General features: G+C 69.7%; 14 protein-coding genes. 8 read left to right on the forward strand and 6 right to left on the reverse strand.

Annotated features, from left to right (window positions below):
• The first annotated feature begins 2 nt into the window (after positions 1–2).
• From J2853_RS42390 to ilvC, 6 genes are all read left to right on the forward strand, one after another.
• The gene (locus J2853_RS42390; protein WP_307567264.1) at positions 3–2180 is read left to right on the forward strand and encodes a VanW family protein; all 2178 of its coding nucleotides are present in this window, start codon (positions 3–5) and stop codon (positions 2178–2180) included.
• A gap of 173 nt (positions 2181–2353) precedes the next feature.
• Positions 2354–3262: a 2-hydroxyacid dehydrogenase gene (locus tag J2853_RS42395; RefSeq protein ID WP_307567266.1), complete on the forward strand. Its 909-nt coding sequence runs from the start codon at positions 2354–2356 to the stop codon at positions 3260–3262.
• A 257-nt stretch (positions 3263–3519) separates the two neighbouring features.
• Entirely contained in the window at positions 3520–6192 is a 2673-nt protein-coding gene (locus J2853_RS42400) for a putative bifunctional diguanylate cyclase/phosphodiesterase (protein WP_307567268.1), read from the forward strand.
• Between the two features lie 289 nt (positions 6193–6481).
• On the forward strand, positions 6482–8275 hold the full coding sequence (locus J2853_RS42405; protein WP_307567270.1) for an acetolactate synthase large subunit: 1794 nt from the start codon (positions 6482–6484) through the stop codon (positions 8273–8275).
• 67 nt (positions 8276–8342) lie between these two features.
• On the forward strand, positions 8343–8867 hold the full coding sequence (gene ilvN, locus J2853_RS42410; protein WP_307567272.1) for an acetolactate synthase small subunit: 525 nt from the start codon (positions 8343–8345) through the stop codon (positions 8865–8867).
• Between the two features lie 38 nt (positions 8868–8905).
• Positions 8906–9886 (forward strand): ketol-acid reductoisomerase, encoded by a 981-nt coding sequence (ilvC, locus tag J2853_RS42415; RefSeq protein ID WP_307569004.1) that lies wholly within the window; start codon positions 8906–8908, stop codon positions 9884–9886.
• Between the two features lie 104 nt (positions 9887–9990).
• Here ilvC and J2853_RS42420 read toward each other — a convergent pair whose 3' ends face one another.
• The 4 genes from J2853_RS42420 to J2853_RS42435 all read right to left on the reverse strand — a co-directional run bounded on the left by J2853_RS42420 (position 9991) and on the right by J2853_RS42435 (position 13395).
• Positions 9991–10833 carry a CAP domain-containing protein gene (locus J2853_RS42420; RefSeq protein ID WP_307567273.1) on the reverse strand — a complete coding sequence of 281 codons (843 nt, stop codon included), beginning with the start codon at positions 10831–10833 and terminating at the stop codon, positions 9991–9993.
• Between the two features lie 210 nt (positions 10834–11043).
• Positions 11044–11319, reverse strand: coding sequence for a hypothetical protein (locus tag J2853_RS42425; protein WP_307567274.1), 276 nt, complete (start codon positions 11317–11319; stop codon positions 11044–11046).
• Positions 11320–11339: 20 nt separating this feature from the next.
• Entirely contained in the window at positions 11340–12788 is a 1449-nt protein-coding gene (locus J2853_RS42430; protein ID WP_307567276.1) for an MFS transporter, read from the reverse strand.
• A gap of 43 nt (positions 12789–12831) precedes the next feature.
• Entirely contained in the window at positions 12832–13395 is a 564-nt protein-coding gene (locus J2853_RS42435; protein WP_307567278.1) for a nuclear transport factor 2 family protein, read from the reverse strand.
• Positions 13396–13464: 69 nt separating this feature from the next.
• Here J2853_RS42435 and J2853_RS42440 point away from each other — a divergent pair, with 69 nt between their 5' ends.
• The gene (locus J2853_RS42440) at positions 13465–14361 is read left to right on the forward strand and encodes a LysR family transcriptional regulator (RefSeq protein ID WP_307567280.1); all 897 of its coding nucleotides are present in this window, start codon (positions 13465–13467) and stop codon (positions 14359–14361) included.
• Positions 14362–14468: 107 nt separating this feature from the next.
• Positions 14469–15563, forward strand: a complete 1095-nt coding sequence (locus J2853_RS42445; protein WP_307567281.1) for a M20 family metallopeptidase — start codon at positions 14469–14471, stop codon at positions 15561–15563.
• 327 nt (positions 15564–15890) lie between these two features.
• Here the strand turns inward: J2853_RS42445 and J2853_RS42450 are convergent, their stop codons facing one another.
• Together J2853_RS42450 and J2853_RS42455 are read right to left on the reverse strand one after the other, a co-directional pair.
• Entirely contained in the window at positions 15891–16487 is a 597-nt protein-coding gene (locus J2853_RS42450; RefSeq protein ID WP_307567282.1) for a CAP domain-containing protein, read from the reverse strand.
• A gap of 335 nt (positions 16488–16822) precedes the next feature.
• On the reverse strand, positions 16823–17647 hold the full coding sequence (locus tag J2853_RS42455; protein ID WP_307567283.1) for a CAP domain-containing protein: 825 nt from the start codon (positions 17645–17647) through the stop codon (positions 16823–16825).
• Positions 17648–17718 lie beyond the last annotated feature (71 nt).

Here is a 17718-nt window from a genome sequence, read left to right on the forward strand (position 1 = left end):
CCGTGCGGAACGCCGGAGCGTCGATCGACCCGCCGACGGATCCCTTCGAGGCGATACCCCTGCCCTCGCGTCCCGTCCCACCGGGTGCCCGCGGTCCCAAGCCCCCTCCGGGCGCGCAGCCCCAGGGAGGGTCGCGACTGCCTCCGGGGGTCTCGCCCGACATCTTCGGTTCCTCGGGTTTCGGCTCCCCGTCCGCGCCGGCGGGGAGGTCGACCGGGCTGCCGCCCGCGGCCCAGCCGCCGCAACCCTGGCAGATGCCCGCCGCTCCCGAGCCCGTTGTCCCGCAGCGCTCCCTCCGTGACGAACCCGGGCTCATGCCCGGCGGCGACGGGGGCTCGTCGAAGCTTGAGCCCCTCCGCTACGAGGAGCCGCCCCCTCGCCGGCGCCGGGGCAGGATGTTCGCCCTGGTCGTCCTGGCCGTCGTGCTGCTCGCGGGCGTCGCCTACGCGATACCCGCGGTCGTCATGTCGGGCAAGATGCTCCCCGGCACCCAGGTGCAGAACATCGACATCGGCGGACTGACCGCGACGGAGGCGGCCGACAAGCTCAGGGAGCAGTTGGGCGACAAGGCCGCCCGCACGATGACGCTCCTGGCCGCGGGCAAGAAGTACGACATCGATCCCGACAAGTCCGGGCTGGAGTTCGACGTCGTCGCCACCATCAACCAGGCGCCCAGTGACTTCCCCGCACCCATGGAGGTCTGGCGGGCGCTCACCGGCACCCTCAAGCTCGACCCCCAGATCTCGGTCGACTCCGATCTCCTGGAGAGCACGGTCACGTCCCTGGCCAAGAAGATCGACGTCAAGGTCCGCGAGGGCAAGGTCGCGTTCGAGGGCGTCAAGCCGGTCGTCGTGACGCCCCAGGACGGCCGCATCCTGGAGCAGGAGGCCGCGGCCGCCACCATCAGGAAGGCGTTCCTCGGGCCCGAGGCCGAGATCCGGCTCCCGGTCTCGGTGATCAAGCCCAAGGTCACGGCCGACGTGGTCAAGAAGGCCGCGGCCGTCGCGGGCAAGGCCCTGCCCGGCCCCGTCACCCTGACCTACGCGGGCAAGCAGGCCCAGTTGCCGGTCGAGACCCTCGCCGCGCACCTGTCCTTCGAGCCCGACGACTCCGGGGGCATGAGCCCGTCGTTCGACGCCAAGAACGCCATCGCGACCGTGGAGAAGAGGCTCGTCGACCCGTCCCTGGCCCCCCTCGAACCGACCTTCCAGATCGTCGGCGGAAAGCCCAAGCTGGTTCCGGGGCACAAGGGCAAGGGCATCGACGACAAGAAGCTCGCCGACGACGTGGCCGAGATGGTCGCCGAAAACGGCAGCCGGACCATCCCGGTCACCCTCGCGACCGTCCAGCCGCGGATCTCCGAAGCCGAGGCGCGCGGGTTCGGCATCAAGGAGAAGGTCAGCGAGTTCACCACGCCGTACGACTGCTGCCTCCCGCGGGTGACCAACATCCAGACGATCGCCAAGCTCCTCGACGGCTATCTGGTCAAGCCCGGTGAGACCTTCTCGCTCAACGGCGTCATCGGCCAGCGCGACACGGCCCGCGGTTTCGTCCCGGCACCCATGATCCAGAACGGCCGGCTGGTCGACTCGGTGGGCGGCGGCATCTCCCAGTTCGTCACGACCATGTACAACGCGGTCTACTTCGGCGGGTTCGAAGAGGTCCAGCACATGGCGCACGAGTTCTACATCTCCCGCTACCCGGCCGGACGCGAGTCCACGGTCTCCTGGCCCGAGCCCGACTTCCGCTGGAAGAACGACTCCAAGTACGGCGTGCTGGTGAAGACCTCCTTCACGAACAGCGGCGTCACGGTCGCCTTCTGGAGCACCAAGCGCTACGACATCGAGTCGATCTCCTCCGAGCGCTACAACATCACCCCCTTCAAGCGCGAGACCGACAGCGGTCCGGACTGCATCCCGATGGTCGGCCAGAACGGTTTCACGATCGACGTCTGGCGCGTCTTCAAGCAGAACGGCAAGGAGATCAAGCGCGTCAAGGAGACCACGGTCTACCGCCCGGAGGTCGACCTGAAGTGCGTCCCCGCCGCCGCGGCCAGGACCCCTGATCCCCCCGCCCCTCCGGCCAACCCCGACGACGCCACCAACGCCGACCTCCCCGGCGCGGTGGACGCCGCCGACGCCACCAACGCCACCGACGCTGCGAACGACGTCGACCAGTAGGCCCCTCCCCGGTCCCGTTCACATCGGTGGCACGGCGACCGGCCACGGGCGTGGGCGGGCGTGGTCCCGTGACCTCTCCTCGCGGCGCCTCCGCGGAGGCGACTCCGTCTCCGTGGGATGGCGCGGGAGATTACCGGATGATCCCGTGGATGGCGCGGCTGGATAATGCAGCCATGAAGATCTGGGTCCCCTCCGAAGCCGCCGTCGATGTCCTGCGCGATCTGCCCGATGTGGAGTGTGTCGTCTACGACGGCACGAAAGCCGCGCCACCGGAGGCGGAGAAGGTGGAGGTCTGGATCCCGCCGCTGCTCCCGGTGGCGCGGATTCCGGAACTGCTCGCCGAGATGCCCCGGCTGCGGCTGCTGCAGACCGTCACGGCCGGTGTGGAGCCCTACCGGCCGCACCTGCCGGAGGGGGTGACGCTGTGCAACGCGCGGGGAGTGCACGACGCGGGCACCGCCGAATGGGCGGTGGGAGCCATGATCGCCGTGCTGCGGGAGTTCCCGGGGTTCGCCGCCGCGCAACGGGAGGGAAGGTGGACCTACCACCACACCGGCGTGCTGGCCGACTCCACGGTGCTGATCGTCGGTTACGGCTCGATCGGTGAGGCGCTGGAGCGGCGGCTGGACGGTTTCGAGGTGAACGTCGTCCGGGTGGCCAGGACCGCGCGGCCGAACGTGCACGGACAGGACGAGCTGCCGGAGTTGCTGCCCCAGGCTGACGTGGTGGTGCTGCTGGTCCCGTCCACGCCCTCCACCGCCGGTCTCGTGGACGCGGATTTCCTGTCGGCGATGAAGGACGGCGCCGTCCTGGTGAACGCGGCCAGGGGAACGGTCGTGGACACCGGCGCGCTCGTCGCCGAACTGCGGAAAGGCCGCATCCTGGCCGCGCTCGACGTCACCGATCCCGAGCCGCTGCCCCAGGACCATCCCCTGTGGACGGCGCCGGGAGTTCTCATCACCCCGCATGTCGCGGGGAGCAGCCCGGCCTCGGAAAGGCGCATGCTCAAGCTGCTCCGCTCGCAGCTCCTGCGTTACCTCGCAGGTGAGCCGCTCAAGAACGTGATCACGGATTCTTACTGACCGGCAAAGGAATCCGGACCGTGGCTGCCTCGTGACCTGGGGTGCGTACGGTCGGTTACCGCGGTTGTTATCGTCCGCGTGGTTATCAGATCGGTGACGACTATGGCGTTGTCACCACTCAGACCGGCGGAACGGCACACACTGGCCATGTGGCGTTGCCGACGCGGAGAACGACGCGCCGGCAACGGCAACGCGAGCGCAGTGAAATAAGGGATGCTGCAGCAGCGAGACGAATCGACACCGATGGGCAGACGACATTGATCCGCTGGCGTGACCCCCGGGTACCGCTGACCACCGCCGCCGTCATCGGTGTGGTGGGGCTCGTCGCCGCGTTTGTCAGCGGCGCTTCCGCCGTGGTCGTCGGAGCGGTGGCGGGTGTCATCGCCGCCACGGCCGCCGCGATCTCGTTGTTCGCCGCGGCCGCCAAGGTGGCCGACCGGCGCAGGGCGATGGCCTGGCGATGGCTGGCGAGCGGCTCGCTCACCTGGATGGTCGGGATCGGCGTGCGGCCGCTCGCCGACGGCACGCCCTTCGCGGTGACCTTCGCCGACCTGATGCTTCTCGTCGGCACCGCCATGATCGCTGTCAGCACCGGACTGTGCGCCACCCGGCCCGCGCACGGGCACGCTCTGTTACGCGACCTCGCCGACGGTTACGTGTGCGCCGCCTCGGTCTTCGTGATCACCTGGGTCCTCCTGCTGGACCCGGTGTACCGCGAGGGCGGGGGCGGGTTCGTGGTCACCTTCGCCTCACCGCTGTTCTGCCTGATCCTCACCTGTGTCGCCGGTCCGGCGGTGGTGCCGATCCGGCGGTCCGCCTGGCCGGTGGGCCTGGCCGCGCTGGCCGTGCTCTCCGCCGTCACGGCGGCGGAGACGGCCACCGCTCTGGCCCGGGCGACCGGTGACGCGCCCTCGCTCACCTGGATGTGGCCGGCCCCCGCCGCCTTCCTGCTCCTGGCGGCGGTTCCGTGGAGCGACCGCACGACCCGCGCGGCGAACTCCGAGGAGGGCGACGACGAGCTGGGCGAGCTGTCCGTCCGCCAGAGCACCTCCTCCTTGATCGCCTCGGTGCCGTTGATCCTCGCCGTCGTGGCCACGGGCGTCGTGCTCTTCCGCGTGATCGAGAGCGGGATGCAGGGGCCGGTGCAGGTCCTGGCCGTCGTGTCCGCGTCGGTCGTCGTCCTCCTGGCGGCTCGCCTGTTCCTGATGCTGCTGGAGATCGGCCGGATGCGGCGTCTGGTCGACCTCGGCGAGCGGCAGCTGCAAGACCTCGCCGAGAGCGTCGGGGACGTGGTCCTGATGTGCGACTACGACGGTGTCGTGCGGGAGATCGGCGAAGGCGTCGAGATCACGTACGGTTACCGCCCCGGTGACCTGGTCGGCAGGACGATCTTCGACTACATCCACCCCGAGGACATGCCCGGCCTCCAGGTGGCGCTGCGCGCGATGGGCCCGGACGAGGAGCCGGGCGAGGGGGCGGGCGCCTGCATGGTCGCCTGCCGGGTCAGGGCGTCCGACGGCACCTGGCGGCCCACCGAGTCGGTGGCCACCCGGCACGTGCGCGGCGAGGAACTGCTGCTGATCACCACGCGCGACATCAGCGACCAGGAGGCCCTGCGCAACCAGGTCACCCACCTGACCTTCCACGACGGCGTCACGGGCCTGCCCAACCGGGCCTATTTCGAAGAACGCACCCGGGAGGTGCTGGCCCGTCCGGGCGCGAGCAGCGCCGTCGTGATCTTCCTGGACCTGGACGGTTTCACCGCGGTGAACGACTCGGTCGGCCACGCCAGCGGCGACTACCTGCTCGGCCAGGCGGCCCGCAGGCTCCGCGCCGCCGTACGGGCCGACGACACCCTGGCGCGCTGGGGCGGCGACGAGTTCGCGGTGCTGCTGGAGTCGACGGTGGACGCCCAGACGGCGGTGGATCTGGCCGAGCGGCTGGTCCGCACGGTCTCGTCCGAGCCGTTCCGGGTGGCCGACCGTGACATCGCGCTGACCGCGAGCGTCGGAGTGGCCTTCGCCGACGACGACGTGTCCTCCGCGGACCTGATCCGCAACGCCGACGTGGCGATGGCCAGGGCCAAGGAGCTCGGCGGGCGCCGGGTCGAGGTGTTCGCCGCGCACATGCACGCCGACGTGGTCCGCCGTCTGGAGCTCGCCGCCGACCTGCAACGGGCGCTGCTGGAGAACCAGTTCGCCATCGAGTACCAGCCGGTGGTGGACCTGGCCACCTCGCGGGTCACCGCGGTCGAGGCATTGGTGCGCTGGGTGCGGGGAGGCACGTTCGTGCCGCCGGAGCAGTTCCTCGGCCCGGCCGAGGACACCGGCCTGATCGTGCCGCTGAGCGAGTGGATCCTGCGTGAGGCCTGCCGGGAGGTGGCCGCCTGGCGCGCGTCCTCCTGGGACATCGGGCTCTCGCTCAACCTGTCGTCCCGGCAGATCATGGCGCCGCGCTTCGTGGAGACCGTCGAGTCGGCGCTCACCGAAAGCGGCCTGCCCCCCAGCGCGCTGACCCTGGAGGTCATCGAGGAGATGCTGGTCGAGGACGCCGAGGAGACCATCACCCGGCTCTCGGAGCTGCGCAGGCTCGGGGTACGGCTGGCCATCGACGACTTCGGCACCGGTTACGCCTCGCTGGCCCTGCTGCGGCAGCTCCCGGTGGACATGATCAAAATTGATCCGTCGTTCGTGTCCGGCCTCGGCCGCGACGAGACGCTGACGCTGCTGACCCGCACGATCGTGCGGCTCGGTCACGATCTGGGTCTGATCGTGGTCGCCGAGGGCATCGAGCGGCCGGAGCAACTGGAGCTGCTGCGCGAGATGGGCTGCACCCGAGGCCAGGGCTTCCTGGTCGCGCGGCCGATGGTCGCACGCGGTGTCGACACCCTGATGAACACCAGCCTCTCCAGCCTGCACAGCGGGGTCTGACGGCGCTCGTCCGCCCACCCGGCTCGATCTTCGCGCGACGGCTCGGGAGACAAGGGACGGGAAGGCCGCCCGACCTCCGGATTCCCGCTGGGAGAGGCCCCCGCGCTCATTCTCGCCATCTCGGACTCTGAGATATGTGTCCCATGAATTTGACGTGGGGACGCTCTGTCGGCCAAGGTAGAGCCATGCAGCATCACCGTGGGATTCTCGTAGTACTTCGCCGGCGCGCAGGCCGATAACGCGAAGTACCACGACCTGCGCGCCGCCCCAGCTCCGCCTCCAAGGTGGAATGGGGCATTTTTTATGTCGTCAAACATGCTCAGCCACAAGGAACGAGCCGATGACCGAACAGATGACAGGAGCCCAGGCTCTCGTGAGGGCGCTGGAGCAGGTCGGGGTCGACACCGTGTTCGGGATTCCGGGCGGTGCCATCCTCCCGGCCTACGACCCTCTCTACGACTCGGCCAAGGTCCGGCACGTGCTTGTACGGCACGAGCAGGGCGCCGGTCACGCGGCCCAGGGGTACGCGCAGGCCACCGGCAAGGTCGGGGTCTGCATGGCGACCAGCGGTCCCGGTGCGACCAACCTTGTCACCCCCATCGCCGACGCCTACATGGACTCGGTCCCGATTGTCGCGATCACCGGCCAGGTGGTCAGCAGCGCCATCGGCACCGACGCCTTCCAAGAAGCGGACATCTCCGGCATCACCATGCCGATCACCAAGCACAACTTCCTGATCACCGACCCTGAGGACATCCCCAGGACGATCATGGAAGCCTTCCACATCGCCTCGACCGGGCGGCCGGGGCCGGTGCTGGTCGACATCGCCAAGGACGCGCTCACGTCCACCATGACCTTCCAGTGGCCTCCGGTGATGCAGCTTCCGGGCTACCGCCCGGTGACCAGGCCGCACTCCAAGCAGATCCGCGAGGCGGCCAAGCTCATCGTCGAGGCCAAGCGGCCGGTCCTCTACGTCGGCGGCGGCGTGCACCGGGCGGGGGCGTCGGCGGAGCTGCGGGAGTTCGCCGAGCTGACGGGCATCCCCGTCGTCACCACCCTGATGGCGCGCGGCACCTTTCCCGACAGCCACCCGCAGCACATGGGCATGCCCGGCATGCACGGCTCGGTGTCCGCGGTCGGCGCCCTGCAGAAGTCGGACCTGCTCATCGCGCTCGGCGTCCGCTTCGACGACCGGGTCACCGGCCAGCTGTCCACCTTCGCCCCGCACGCCAAGGTCATCCACGCCGACATCGACCCGGCTGAGATCTCCAAGAACCGGTACGCCGACGTCCCGATCGTGGGCGACTGCAAGGAGGTCCTCACCGACCTCCTCGCGACGATGCGAGGCGACGGCCGCAAGGGCGACTACACCGAGTGGGGGACGGCGCTCAACTCCTACAAGAAGACCTACCCGCTGGGCTACGTCGAGTTCGAGGACGGCTCCCTCGCCCCGCAGCACGTCATGGAGCGGTTGAGCGAGATCGTCGGTCCCGACGCGATCTACACCGCCGGTGTCGGTCAGCACCAGATGTGGGCCGCCCAGTTCATCGGCTACGAGAGGCCGGGCACCTTCATCAACTCCGGTGGCGCCGGCACGATGGGCTTCGCCCTCCCGGCCGCGATGGGCGCCAAGATGGGCTGTCCCGACAGAGTGGTCTGGGCCATCGACGGCGACGGCTGTTTCCAGATGACCAACCAGGAGCTGGCCACCTGCACCATCGAGGGTGTGCCGATCAAGGTCGCGGTCATCAACAACGGTAATCTCGGCATGGTCCGGCAGTGGCAGACGCTGTTCTACAACCAGCGCTACTCCAACACCGACCTGCAGACGGTCCGGCGGATCCCGGACTTCGTGAAGCTGGCCGAGGCGTACGGTTGTGTCGGCCTTCGGTGTGAGCGTCCCGAGGATGTGGACGCGACCATCCAGAAGGCGATGGAGATCAACGATGTGCCGGTCGTGATCGACTTCGTCGTGCACCAGGACGCCATGGTCTGGCCGATGGTCGCGGCGGGGACCAGCAACGACGAGATCCAGTTCGCGCGCGACATGGCGCCGGTCTGGGACGGCGAGGACCGGACGTGAGCGAGCGGACGGACAGGCACAGCGGCTCGGCCCGCGCGAGGGCGGGCCGCCAGGCGAGGGAGAAGGCATGAGCAGGCACACGCTCTCCGTGCTGGTGGAGAACAAGCCCGGCGTGCTCGCGCGCGTCGCGTCGCTGTTCAGCCGCCGCGGATTCAACATCGACTCGCTGGCGGTCGGGCCGACCGAGCACGAGGACATCTCACGGATGACCATCGTGGTCAACGTCGCCGACCTGCCCCTGGAGCAGGTCACGAAGCAGCTCAACAAGCTCGTCAACGTGCTGAAGATCGTGGAGCTCGACCCGGTGCAGTCCGTGCAGCGTGAGCTCACCCTGATCAAGGTGCGTGCCGACGCCGAGAACCGCTCGAGCGTTCTGGAAATGGTCACCCTGTTCCGCGCCCGGTGCGTCGACGTCGCCCCGGACGCGGTGACGATCGAGGTCACCGGCACGCCGGACAAGCTGCAGGCGTTCATCAGGGTCCTGGAGCCGTACGGCATCAAAGAACTCGTTCAGTCGGGCATGGTGGCCATCGGCCGCGGCGCTCGTTCCATCACCGACCGTTCTCTGCGGGCCCTCGACCGGACCGCGTGAATCGCATAGGAAACCGAAAGGTCAAGCAAGTGACTGAGATCTTCTACGACGACCAGGCCGATCTGTCGATCATTCAGGGCCGGCACGTGGCCATCCTGGGCTATGGCAGCCAGGGTCACGCCCACGCGCTCTCCCTGCGTGACTCCGGGGTGGATGTCCGGGTCGGTCTGCCCGAGGGTTCCAAGAGCCGCGAGAAGGCCGAGGCCGACGGCCTGCGCGTGCTCTCCCCGGCGGAGGCCGTCGAAGAGGCCGACCTGACCATGATCCTGGCGCCGGACCACATCCAGCGTCACCTTTACGCCGACCACGTGGCCCCGAACCTGGTCGAGGGCGACGCCCTCTTCTTCGGTCACGGCCTCAACATCCGCTACGGCCTCATCGAGGCTCCCGAGGGTGTGGACGTGGCCATGGTCGCGCCCAAGGGTCCCGGTCACCTCGTCCGCCGCCAGTACACCGCGGGCCGCGGTGTTCCGGTGCTCGTCGCCGTGGAGAAGGACGCCAGCGGCAGCGCCTGGGACCTCGCGCTCTCCTATGCCAAGGGCATCGGCGGCACCCGCGCCGGCGCGCTGAAGACGACCTTCACCGAGGAGACCGAGACCGACCTCTTCGGCGAGCAGGTCGTCCTCTGCGGCGGCCTGGCCGAGCTGATCAAGACCGGGTTCGAGACCCTGGTCGAGGCCGGCTACCAGCCCGAGGTCGCCTACTTCGAGTGCCTGCACGAGATGAAGCTGATCGTCGACCTCATGTACGAGGGCGGCATCCACAAGATGAACTGGTCGATCTCCGACACCGCCGAGTACGGCGGCTACACCCGTGGCCCGCGCATCGTGACGGCGGAGACCAAGAAGGAGATGCAGCGCATCCTCGCCGAGATCCAGTCGGGCGAGTTCGCGAAGGAGCTGGTGGAGGAGTTCGACGGCGGTCAGAAGAAGTTCACCGCCTACCGCGCCGAGCTCGCCGAGCACCCGATCGAGAAGACCGGCGCCAAGCTCCGCCCGATGATGAGCTGGCTGAAGTAGCGGAACCCGCCGCGAGCCGATCCGGGCACCCAGCGGTGCCTCGACGTGTACGGCCCGCGCTCGGCGCGAAGTGAACCTTCGCGCCGAGCGCGGGCCGTACGGGCTCAGTGCTTGGCGAAGACCAGAGTCCAGTAGGGGACCTTCTGGGCGTTGTAGGCGAGACCCGCCCCGGCGTGGGTGTAGGCGCAGTTAAGAATGTTTTCCCGTTGGGTGGGAGTTTCGTCCTCTTTCATCCATTCATCGATCACCTTGTTCGGGGTGGAAAAGCCCCATGCGGCGTTTTCCCCCCAGACCGACATCGGTGTGAAGCCGCTCGCCCTGATGCGACCGAGCGCGTTCTCGTGGTCGGGGGCATTGGTGGCGGCCATGTGTTTCGAGTGGTTCTGGGCGACCGAGTGCAGCTGTACGTCGTGCGTGAGCGGACCGCAGCCTTTCTCCTGTCGCGTGAGGTTGGTCAGCCGCACCACCTCGGCCTCTTCCTTGGCCGAGGGCCACTGGGCGGAGCCGGGGGCGGCCGACGTGGGTTTGAGGGCCGTGCCGGCACCGGGAGCCGGTGTGGGCGCAGGGATGTCCGTGGTGCAGGACAGCCGGACGGCCTTGGACCTGTCCTCGTTGCCCCGGTGGTCGGTGGCGGCGGTGTAGTAGACGCCGGGGATGCACCGCAGGTTCGCGATGCCCCGCCCGTTGGCTCTCCTCTGGGTCGCGCTCTTGACGACCGGGTCGGTCCCGGCCATTGCGCGTTTGATGTGGATGCGGAGCAGCGCGATGTCGTCACAGCCCATGCGGGAGGCGGAGGCCTGGATGGTTCCGGTGGCGGTGACGAAAGGCTTGGCGGCGTACACCCGGCACGCGACCTGCGGGGCTGCCGCGGCATGGGCCGTGGCGATCGGTGTGCCGAGTGCCGTCAGGCTCCCGAGGCACAGCAGTGCCCCTGGCGGTCTACGCATGTCGGCTCCTCCGGATGTGGTTGAACGCTGGCTGGATCTCGCATTCTGTAGACATAGATCGCTCTTACTGCGGAACGCCGGGCGTTGTTGTGATTTCCGGGTAGACCAAGGTGGTTCAAGTGATGCGTAGGAGAGACTGCGTTGGGTTCATTGAGCCGCGTCGTCGCTCCTTGGCGTACGTTTCCGGCCCATCGTTCCTCGCCCCCCGGATCAGGCGAGGACGGGGAAGTTGCTGCGCAGGAGGATCACTCCGGCCACATCACCCGTGGCGCCGTGGCCGCTGGGCTGGGCCGACACCCGCAGTCCCGCGTCGCGGGCGTACCGCACCAGGGCCGCCACGTCGGCGGCGTCGGCGGCGTCGACCACCGCGCCCACCGGCTGCTCGACGGCCAGGTTCCACGGTCGGCGGGCCTGGTCGAAGCCGTCGTCTCCGGGCGTCAGTACGCGGCCGCGGAGGACGGACCGCAGATCGTTGAGGTTGTTCATGTTCTCTCTTCTTCCGGATGTCAGGCCGCGGCCTGAGAGACTTCGGGGGAGATGATCGCCCTGCGGGCGGGGGTGAAGCCGATGGCGACCAGGGCGGTGACGGCGATGCCGCCGGCGGCGACGAAGACCGCGGTGCGCAGGCCGTCGGTGGTGACGGCTCGAAGTGCGGCGCCGGTCAGGCCGTGGGTTCCGGCGTTGGCGACGGCGACCAGGGCGGCCAGGCCGACCGCCCCGCCGATCTGCTGGGCGGTGGAGGCCACCCCGGAGGCGATGCCCTGCTGGTGCGGGTCGGTCCCGGCGGTCGCCGCGCCGAACATCAGCGTGTAGCCGGCGCCCTGGCCCAGGCCGAGGACCACCAGCCCTGGGATCAGGGCGAGATACGAGGCGTCCACGGCCAGCGTCGCGCCGAGCAGGACGGCGCCGGCCAGTCCGACGACCAGACCGGCGATCATGGTGGTGCGGGTGCCGCGGGTGGTCGCCAGCCTCCCGGCGGCCTGGGACCCGGCGACGATCGCGGCCATCGGGACCAGGAACGCCAGACCGGTGCGCAGGGCGTCGTAGCCGTGGACGACCTGGAAGTAGACGGTCAGGAAGTACAGCAGGGTACCGAAGGTCCCCATGTAGAGGAACGTGACGATCAAGCCGGTGCCCAGGTCACGGCCGCGCAGCAGCCCCAGCGGCAGCAGCGGGTCGGCGCTGCGCCGCTCGATCGCGACGAACACGACCAGCGACAGGAGGCCGACCGCGGCGGCGGTGACCACCGGCGGCGAGGACCAGCCGGACTCCGGGCCCTGCACCAGGGCGAACACCATCAGCGTTGTGCCTGCGGTGACGGTCAGCGCCCCGGCCAGATCGAAGCCGCGGCCCCTCACCCGGGCCACGGCGGCGGGCGTGATCAACGGGAAGGCCAGCAGTGCCGCGGCCGCGGCGAGCGGCACGTTGACGTAGAACACCGCAGGCCAGCCGAACGCCTGGGTGAGCACTCCGCCCAGCAGTGAGCCCAGGATCATGCCGCTGCCTCCGGCTGTGCCCCACACCGCGAACGCCCGGTTGCGTTCACGGCCCTCGGCGAAGCCGGTGCTGATCAGGGTCAACGTCGCGGGGAACAGCAGCGCCCCGCCCAGGCCCTGCACGGCCCGCGCGGCCACCAGCGGCCAGGGCGCGTCGGCCAGTCCGCCCGCCAACGAGGACGCCGCGTACAGCGTCAGGCCGAGCACGAACATCCGGCGTGGGCCGAACAGATCGCTGGCCCGGCCGCCCAGGAGCAAGAACCCGCCGAACGCCACCGCGTACGCGCTGACCACCCACTGCAGGATCTGCGCCGAGAAGCCCAGGCTGCCGCCGATCTCCGGCAGCGCCACGTAAACGATGTTGTAGTCGATCGAAATGATCAGCTGGGCGAACGCCAGCAACGCCAGCGTCAGTCCGGGGCGCCGGAACCCGCCCGCCGATCCTTGAACGTCGAGCATGCGGAATACCTTCGTGGAATCACCTGACAAAGGTGCTGCGGTGTCAGCCACCGAAGACGGCGGCGGGGTCGCCGGTGAACCAGACGTTGTCGATGCGGATCCGGCGCATGACCCAGCGGTCGCCGTCGCGGACAAGGTCGACGTCGTAGAGGTTCTTCAGCAGGGCGTGCCCGCTTCGGTCGGCGGTGAGCAGGTGCTGGGCCTCGACCAGCGCGGTGAGGCGGGCAGTGTCGCCTTCGACGGCGATGCGCGGGTTGGTGACCTGGTGGGTGGTGTCCACCCGGCCGGCGAACATGCCCAGGACGGTGGTGACGATCGTGTCCCGGCCGGACAGCAGCGGCGGCTTCGAGCCCCACCTGGCGGCCGCCGAGCGGAAGTCCAGCTCGGCGTCTTCGGCGAAGGACGAGGCGAACAGGTCCTTGTCCTTCAGGTCTTGGCCGAGGCCGAAGCGGTACAGCGCGTCGGTGATCTCCGCGCGGTCCCGCAGTTCCCCGGCGACCGTTCCGGCGTCCGCGGCCGGGACGGACATCGCGTGATGACGGGTGACGTACATGGTGGGCTTCCGTTCAGGTCGAGTGGTGTTTGCGAGCCCCTCCACCTTCGTCATGGCCGAGTTCGTGATCAATGCGAGCCTGTGCAAGGATCGTGAACCCTCGCTTAACGATGGGAGGCAGGCATGCTGGAACGGCACGAGCTGGAGGCGTTCGTGACCCTCGCCGAAGAGCTGCACTTCGGCCGTACCGCCGAGCGCCTGCGCGTGTCCACGGCCCGGATCAGCCAGACGATCAGGAAACTGGAGAGACGCGTCGGCGTCCCCCTGTTCAACCGGACCAGCCGCCGGGTGGAGCTGTCCCCGGTGGGACGGCAGCTCTACGAGGAGATCCAGCCCGCGTGGACCCAGATCGGCACCGCGCTCAAGCGGGCGATCGACTCCGGCCGGGGCATCACCGGCACGCTGCGGGTCGCCTTCATCGGCGCGGCGGCGGGCCAGCTGCTGGTCGGCGCGACCGAGCTGTTCCGGGACCGGCAGCCCGGCTGCGACGTCCAGATCCGGGAGGCGCAGATCGGGGAGATCCTGCCGTGGCTCCGCGACGGCAAGGTGGAACTCGTCCTGGGCAACTTCCCCATGGACGAACCGGGCATCGTCACCGGGCCGGTACTGGTGCGGGAGGCACGTATGCTCGCCGTGCCGTCCGGGCATCCCTTCGCGCGCCGGACGTCCGTCTCCGTCGAAGACCTGGCCCGCACCACGATGCTGCAGCTACCCGACACGCTGCCGGAATCCCTGCGCCACGACCGCACCCCCCTGCGGACACCCGCCGGCCGGCCGATCGAGCCCGGCCCGTCGGCAGAGACCTTCCAGGAGATGCTCACGCTCATCGGCACCGGACAAGGCGTCTTCCCCGTAGGAGCCCAGGTCAGGCGCTACTACATCCGCCCCGACGTCACCTACGTCCCCTTCAGCGACGCCCCGCCCCTGGAATGGGGCCTCCTCTGGCGCGCCGACGGAGCCACCGCCCGTGTCCGCGCCTTCAACCAGGCCGCCTACGACCTGGTGAACAGCCACCGCTGAGGCGTCGCCCTCACGGCTGTGGCGGGAGGCGAGGGTGGAAGCCGGTGGGAGTCAGCGTCTCCGCGCCCGGGGTGCATCCGGGGCACGTCGTGGGAAAGGCTTGGGGCATGGATCTCCGATCGTTCCTGGTGACCGCGCGAGAACTCCTGGCGGTGCCGTCGACCGCTGAGCGGCCGGAGCGGTTGCGGGAGGCCCTCGAGATGGTTCTGGCGTTCGTCGGGGAGGGGTTCACCGTCGAGCGGTTCGAGTCGGGTGGCAAGCCCAGCGCGCTCGTCTACCGCGGTGCCGTACGGCCGCGCTTCCGGATGATCCTCAACGCCCACCTCGACGTGGTGCCGGCGCCCGAGCGGCAGTTCCGGCCGCGGATCGAGAGCGACCGGCTCTTCGCCCGCGGTGCCCAGGACATGAAGGTGTCGGGGCTGGTGATGGCGCAGGTGTTCCGCGAGGCCGCCGGGCGCCTGCCGTACCCGCTGGGCCTGCAATTGGTCACCGACGAGGAGGTGGGCGGCCGCGACGGCACCCTGCACCAGCTCGAACGCGGGGTGGAGGGCGACTTCGCCGTCATCGGGGAGCAGAGCGGGCTGCGCGTGGTCACCGACTCCAAGGGGGTGGCCACGGCCGACCTGCGGGCCGAGGGGCGCTCCGCGCACGGCGCGTACCCGTGGCTGGGCGACAACGCCCTGACGAAGCTGTTGCGCACGCTCGACAAGGTGCTGGCGAGGTACCCCGACCCGGCCGAGGAGACCTGGCGGACCACCGTCAACGTCTCCAGGGTCGAGACCCCCAACCGGGCGCACAACCAGATCCCCGCCCTGGCCGGGGCATGGCTCGACATCCGCTTCCCGCCGGGTGACGCCGACTTCGACGGCAGGGCCGCCGAGGAGGCGGCCGCGTACCTGGCGGCCTTCTGCGAACCCGGCGTCACCGTCACGGTGGGCCGGATCGACCCGCCGCACCACGCCGGCCACGACAGCCGCGAGGTGCTCGCCCTCCAGCGGGCCGCCCGCGACCAGGGGTTCTCCGGCGACCTGTTGCGCAAGCACGGCTCGGCCGACGGGCGGTTCTACTACCAGCGCGGCATCGACGCCGTCATCTTCGGCATCGGCGGCGACGGCCAGCACGGCCCCGACGAGTACGCCGACCTCACCACCGTCGAGCCCTATCACCGGGCGTTGCACGCGTTCCTCGCCGAACTGGAGTGAGCGGGGTGCCAGGGCCTGTCCCGGAGTCGTGATCAGATCGGGGCGATCGGCCCCGGGAACGCCCGGGATGGTAGAACGCTGTCTTGACGCGCTTTACCTGCCTGGTTCGCTCCGGCCCGGGATCCCGCGGACGACTTCCGATGGGTCCCGACGGACTGAGGAGGGGCGGCCGGTCGAGTGACCCGTGGCGGCCTGACCGACGGTGAAGGGGGACGCGACGTGTCCTCGCCGAGATCCGGTCGGGCGAGCCGGTGGAGAAGTCGGCCTCACCCCGTACGGCCCACGCCCCCTGAACGTTCGTCTCACGGGGGCGCGGGCCGTACGGGTTCAGCGTCCGGCGAATATCAGGGTCCAGTAGGGGACGCCCTGACGGCTGGAGGCGTGGCCCACCCCGGCGAGGGTGTAGGAGCAGTTCAGGATCCTGTTCCGGTTGGCGGCGCTGTTCATCCAGCCCGCGACCGCCGCGGCCGGGGAGGAATAGCCCGATCCGAGGTTCCCGCCCCAGGCCGCCAGTGGAGTGAATCCGCCGGCCTTGATGTCGTCCGTGGTCGGGAGGATGAGTTTGTTCGCGGCGGCCATGTCGTCGGAGTGGGCCTGGGCGGTCGAGCGCAGCCGCGGGTCGTGGGTGAGCGGGCCGCACCCTCCCCTCCGCCGTTCGGCGTTGGTCAGCCGCAGCACCTCGTCCACGGTGGTGGACCTCGGGACGGGAGGAGCCGCGGTGGGTGTGGGAGCGGGTGTGGCTCTGGGGGGAGGCGGGGGGACTGGGATGCCCGCGGAGACGCGGGACGGCCGGACGGCGGTCGCGGACGTGCCCGTGTCGCCACGGGCGAGCTGCGGGTTCGCCGCGGCGTGGGCCGTGGCGATCGGCGCGCTGAGTGTTGCCAGACTCCCGAGGCACAGCAGTGCCCCCAGCGGTCTACGCATATCGGTTCCTCCGGATTTGGTTGGACGCTGGATGGATTCCGCACTCTGTCGAGACAGACCGCCGTTGTCGCGGAATGCCGGGCGTCAATGCGGGTTCCAGGTCAACCAAAGTGCTTCCGGAGAGGACTGGGAGGGACGGCGTTGGGCCGGCGCTCCACGGGCTTCGGCCGGGAGAACCCGGGGAACGTCGATCAGGAGCATTCGAGCTCGGAGGCCTCCACGAGCCGAACGGGGCCGGGACGGGGCCGCCTCGTACGACGACGCCCCCGCGACGGTCATCCGTCGCGAGGGCGTCGCCGTGTTCTCCGCCGTCACCCGGGGGGAAGGGCCGGGGTCTACCTGGCGGCGAAGTTCTGGGTCCAGTAGGTCTTGTATCCCTGGGTGCCCTTGGCCAGACCGACACCGATGAGCGTGAACGTGCAGTTCATGATGTTGGCCTTGTGAACCGGGCTGGTCATCCAGCCGTTCATCACGGCGGCCGGGGTGGCAGAGCCCCCGTCGATGTTCTCCGCCAGGCGCGACCAGCCGGTGAAGCCGGTCGCCCGGAGGCGGTCCGCGAGGTCACGGCCGTCCGGGGAGTCGTGATCGAAGTAGTTCCGGGCCGCCATGTCGGCCGAGTGGTCGAAGGCGGCCTTGCGGAGCTGCGCGTCGTGCTTGAGCGGCTGGCAGCCGCCCTTCGCCCGCTCCGCGTTGACCAGCCGTACGACCTCGTTCTCCTCGGCCGTACCCACGGTGCCGGTCGGCGGGGGTGTGATGGGAGGCGCCGTCGCGGTGGGGGTCACCATGGGGGTGCAGGACAGCCGGACGGGCTTGGACGTGCTCGTCTTGCCCCTGTAGTCGGTGACGGTGGCGTAGTAGACGCCGGGGGCGCATCCGAGCTTCACGGTGACCCGCCCGTTGACCCCCTTCTGGGATGCGCTCTTGACGACCGGGTCGGTCCCGGCCACCGCACGCTTGATGCGGATGCGGACCAGTGCGGTGTCGCCACAGCCCAGCCGGGCGGCGGAGGCCTGGATCTTCCCGGCGGCGGTGACATAGGGCTTGGCGGCGTACACCCGGCACGCGACCTGCGGCGCTGCTGTGGCGTGAGCCGTGGCGATCGGCGTGCTGAACGCCGCCAGGCTCCCGAGACACAGCAGCGCCCCTAGCGGTCTACGCATGTCGGTTCCTCCAGATTGATTGACGCTGGATGGATTCCGCATTCTGTCGGCATAGACCGCTCTTGTCACGA

This window comes from Streptosporangium lutulentum (assembly GCF_030811455.1).
GTDB lineage: Bacteria > Actinomycetota > Actinomycetes > Streptosporangiales > Streptosporangiaceae > Streptosporangium > Streptosporangium lutulentum.

Bases quoted from the DNA above. Each gene is read 5' to 3' on its own strand.
- J2853_RS42445 (WP_307567281.1), top strand. From the start codon at position 14,469: ATGGATCTCCGATCGTTCCTGGTGACCGCGCGAGAACTCCTGGCGGTG.
- J2853_RS42395 (WP_307567266.1), top strand. From the start codon at position 2,354: ATGAAGATCTGGGTCCCCTCCGAAGCCGCCGTCGATGTCCTGCGCGAT.
- ilvN (WP_307567272.1), top strand. From the start codon at position 8,343: ATGAGCAGGCACACGCTCTCCGTGCTGGTGGAGAACAAGCCCGGCGTG.
- J2853_RS42455 (WP_307567283.1), bottom strand. From the start codon at position 17,647: ATGCGTAGACCGCTAGGGGCGCTGCTGTGTCTCGGGAGCCTGGCGGCG.
- J2853_RS42425 (WP_307567274.1), bottom strand. From the start codon at position 11,319: ATGAACAACCTCAACGATCTGCGGTCCGTCCTCCGCGGCCGCGTACTG.
- J2853_RS42435 (WP_307567278.1), bottom strand. From the start codon at position 13,395: ATGACGAAGGTGGAGGGGCTCGCAAACACCACTCGACCTGAACGGAAG.
- J2853_RS42450 (WP_307567282.1), bottom strand. From the start codon at position 16,487: ATGCGTAGACCGCTGGGGGCACTGCTGTGCCTCGGGAGTCTGGCAACA.
- J2853_RS42405 (WP_307567270.1), top strand. From the start codon at position 6,482: ATGGGGCATTTTTTATGTCGTCAAACATGCTCAGCCACAAGGAACGAG.
- J2853_RS42430 (WP_307567276.1), bottom strand. From the start codon at position 12,788: ATGCTCGACGTTCAAGGATCGGCGGGCGGGTTCCGGCGCCCCGGACTG.
- J2853_RS42440 (WP_307567280.1), top strand. From the start codon at position 13,465: ATGCTGGAACGGCACGAGCTGGAGGCGTTCGTGACCCTCGCCGAAGAG.
- J2853_RS42420 (WP_307567273.1), bottom strand. From the start codon at position 10,833: ATGCGTAGACCGCCAGGGGCACTGCTGTGCCTCGGGAGCCTGACGGCA.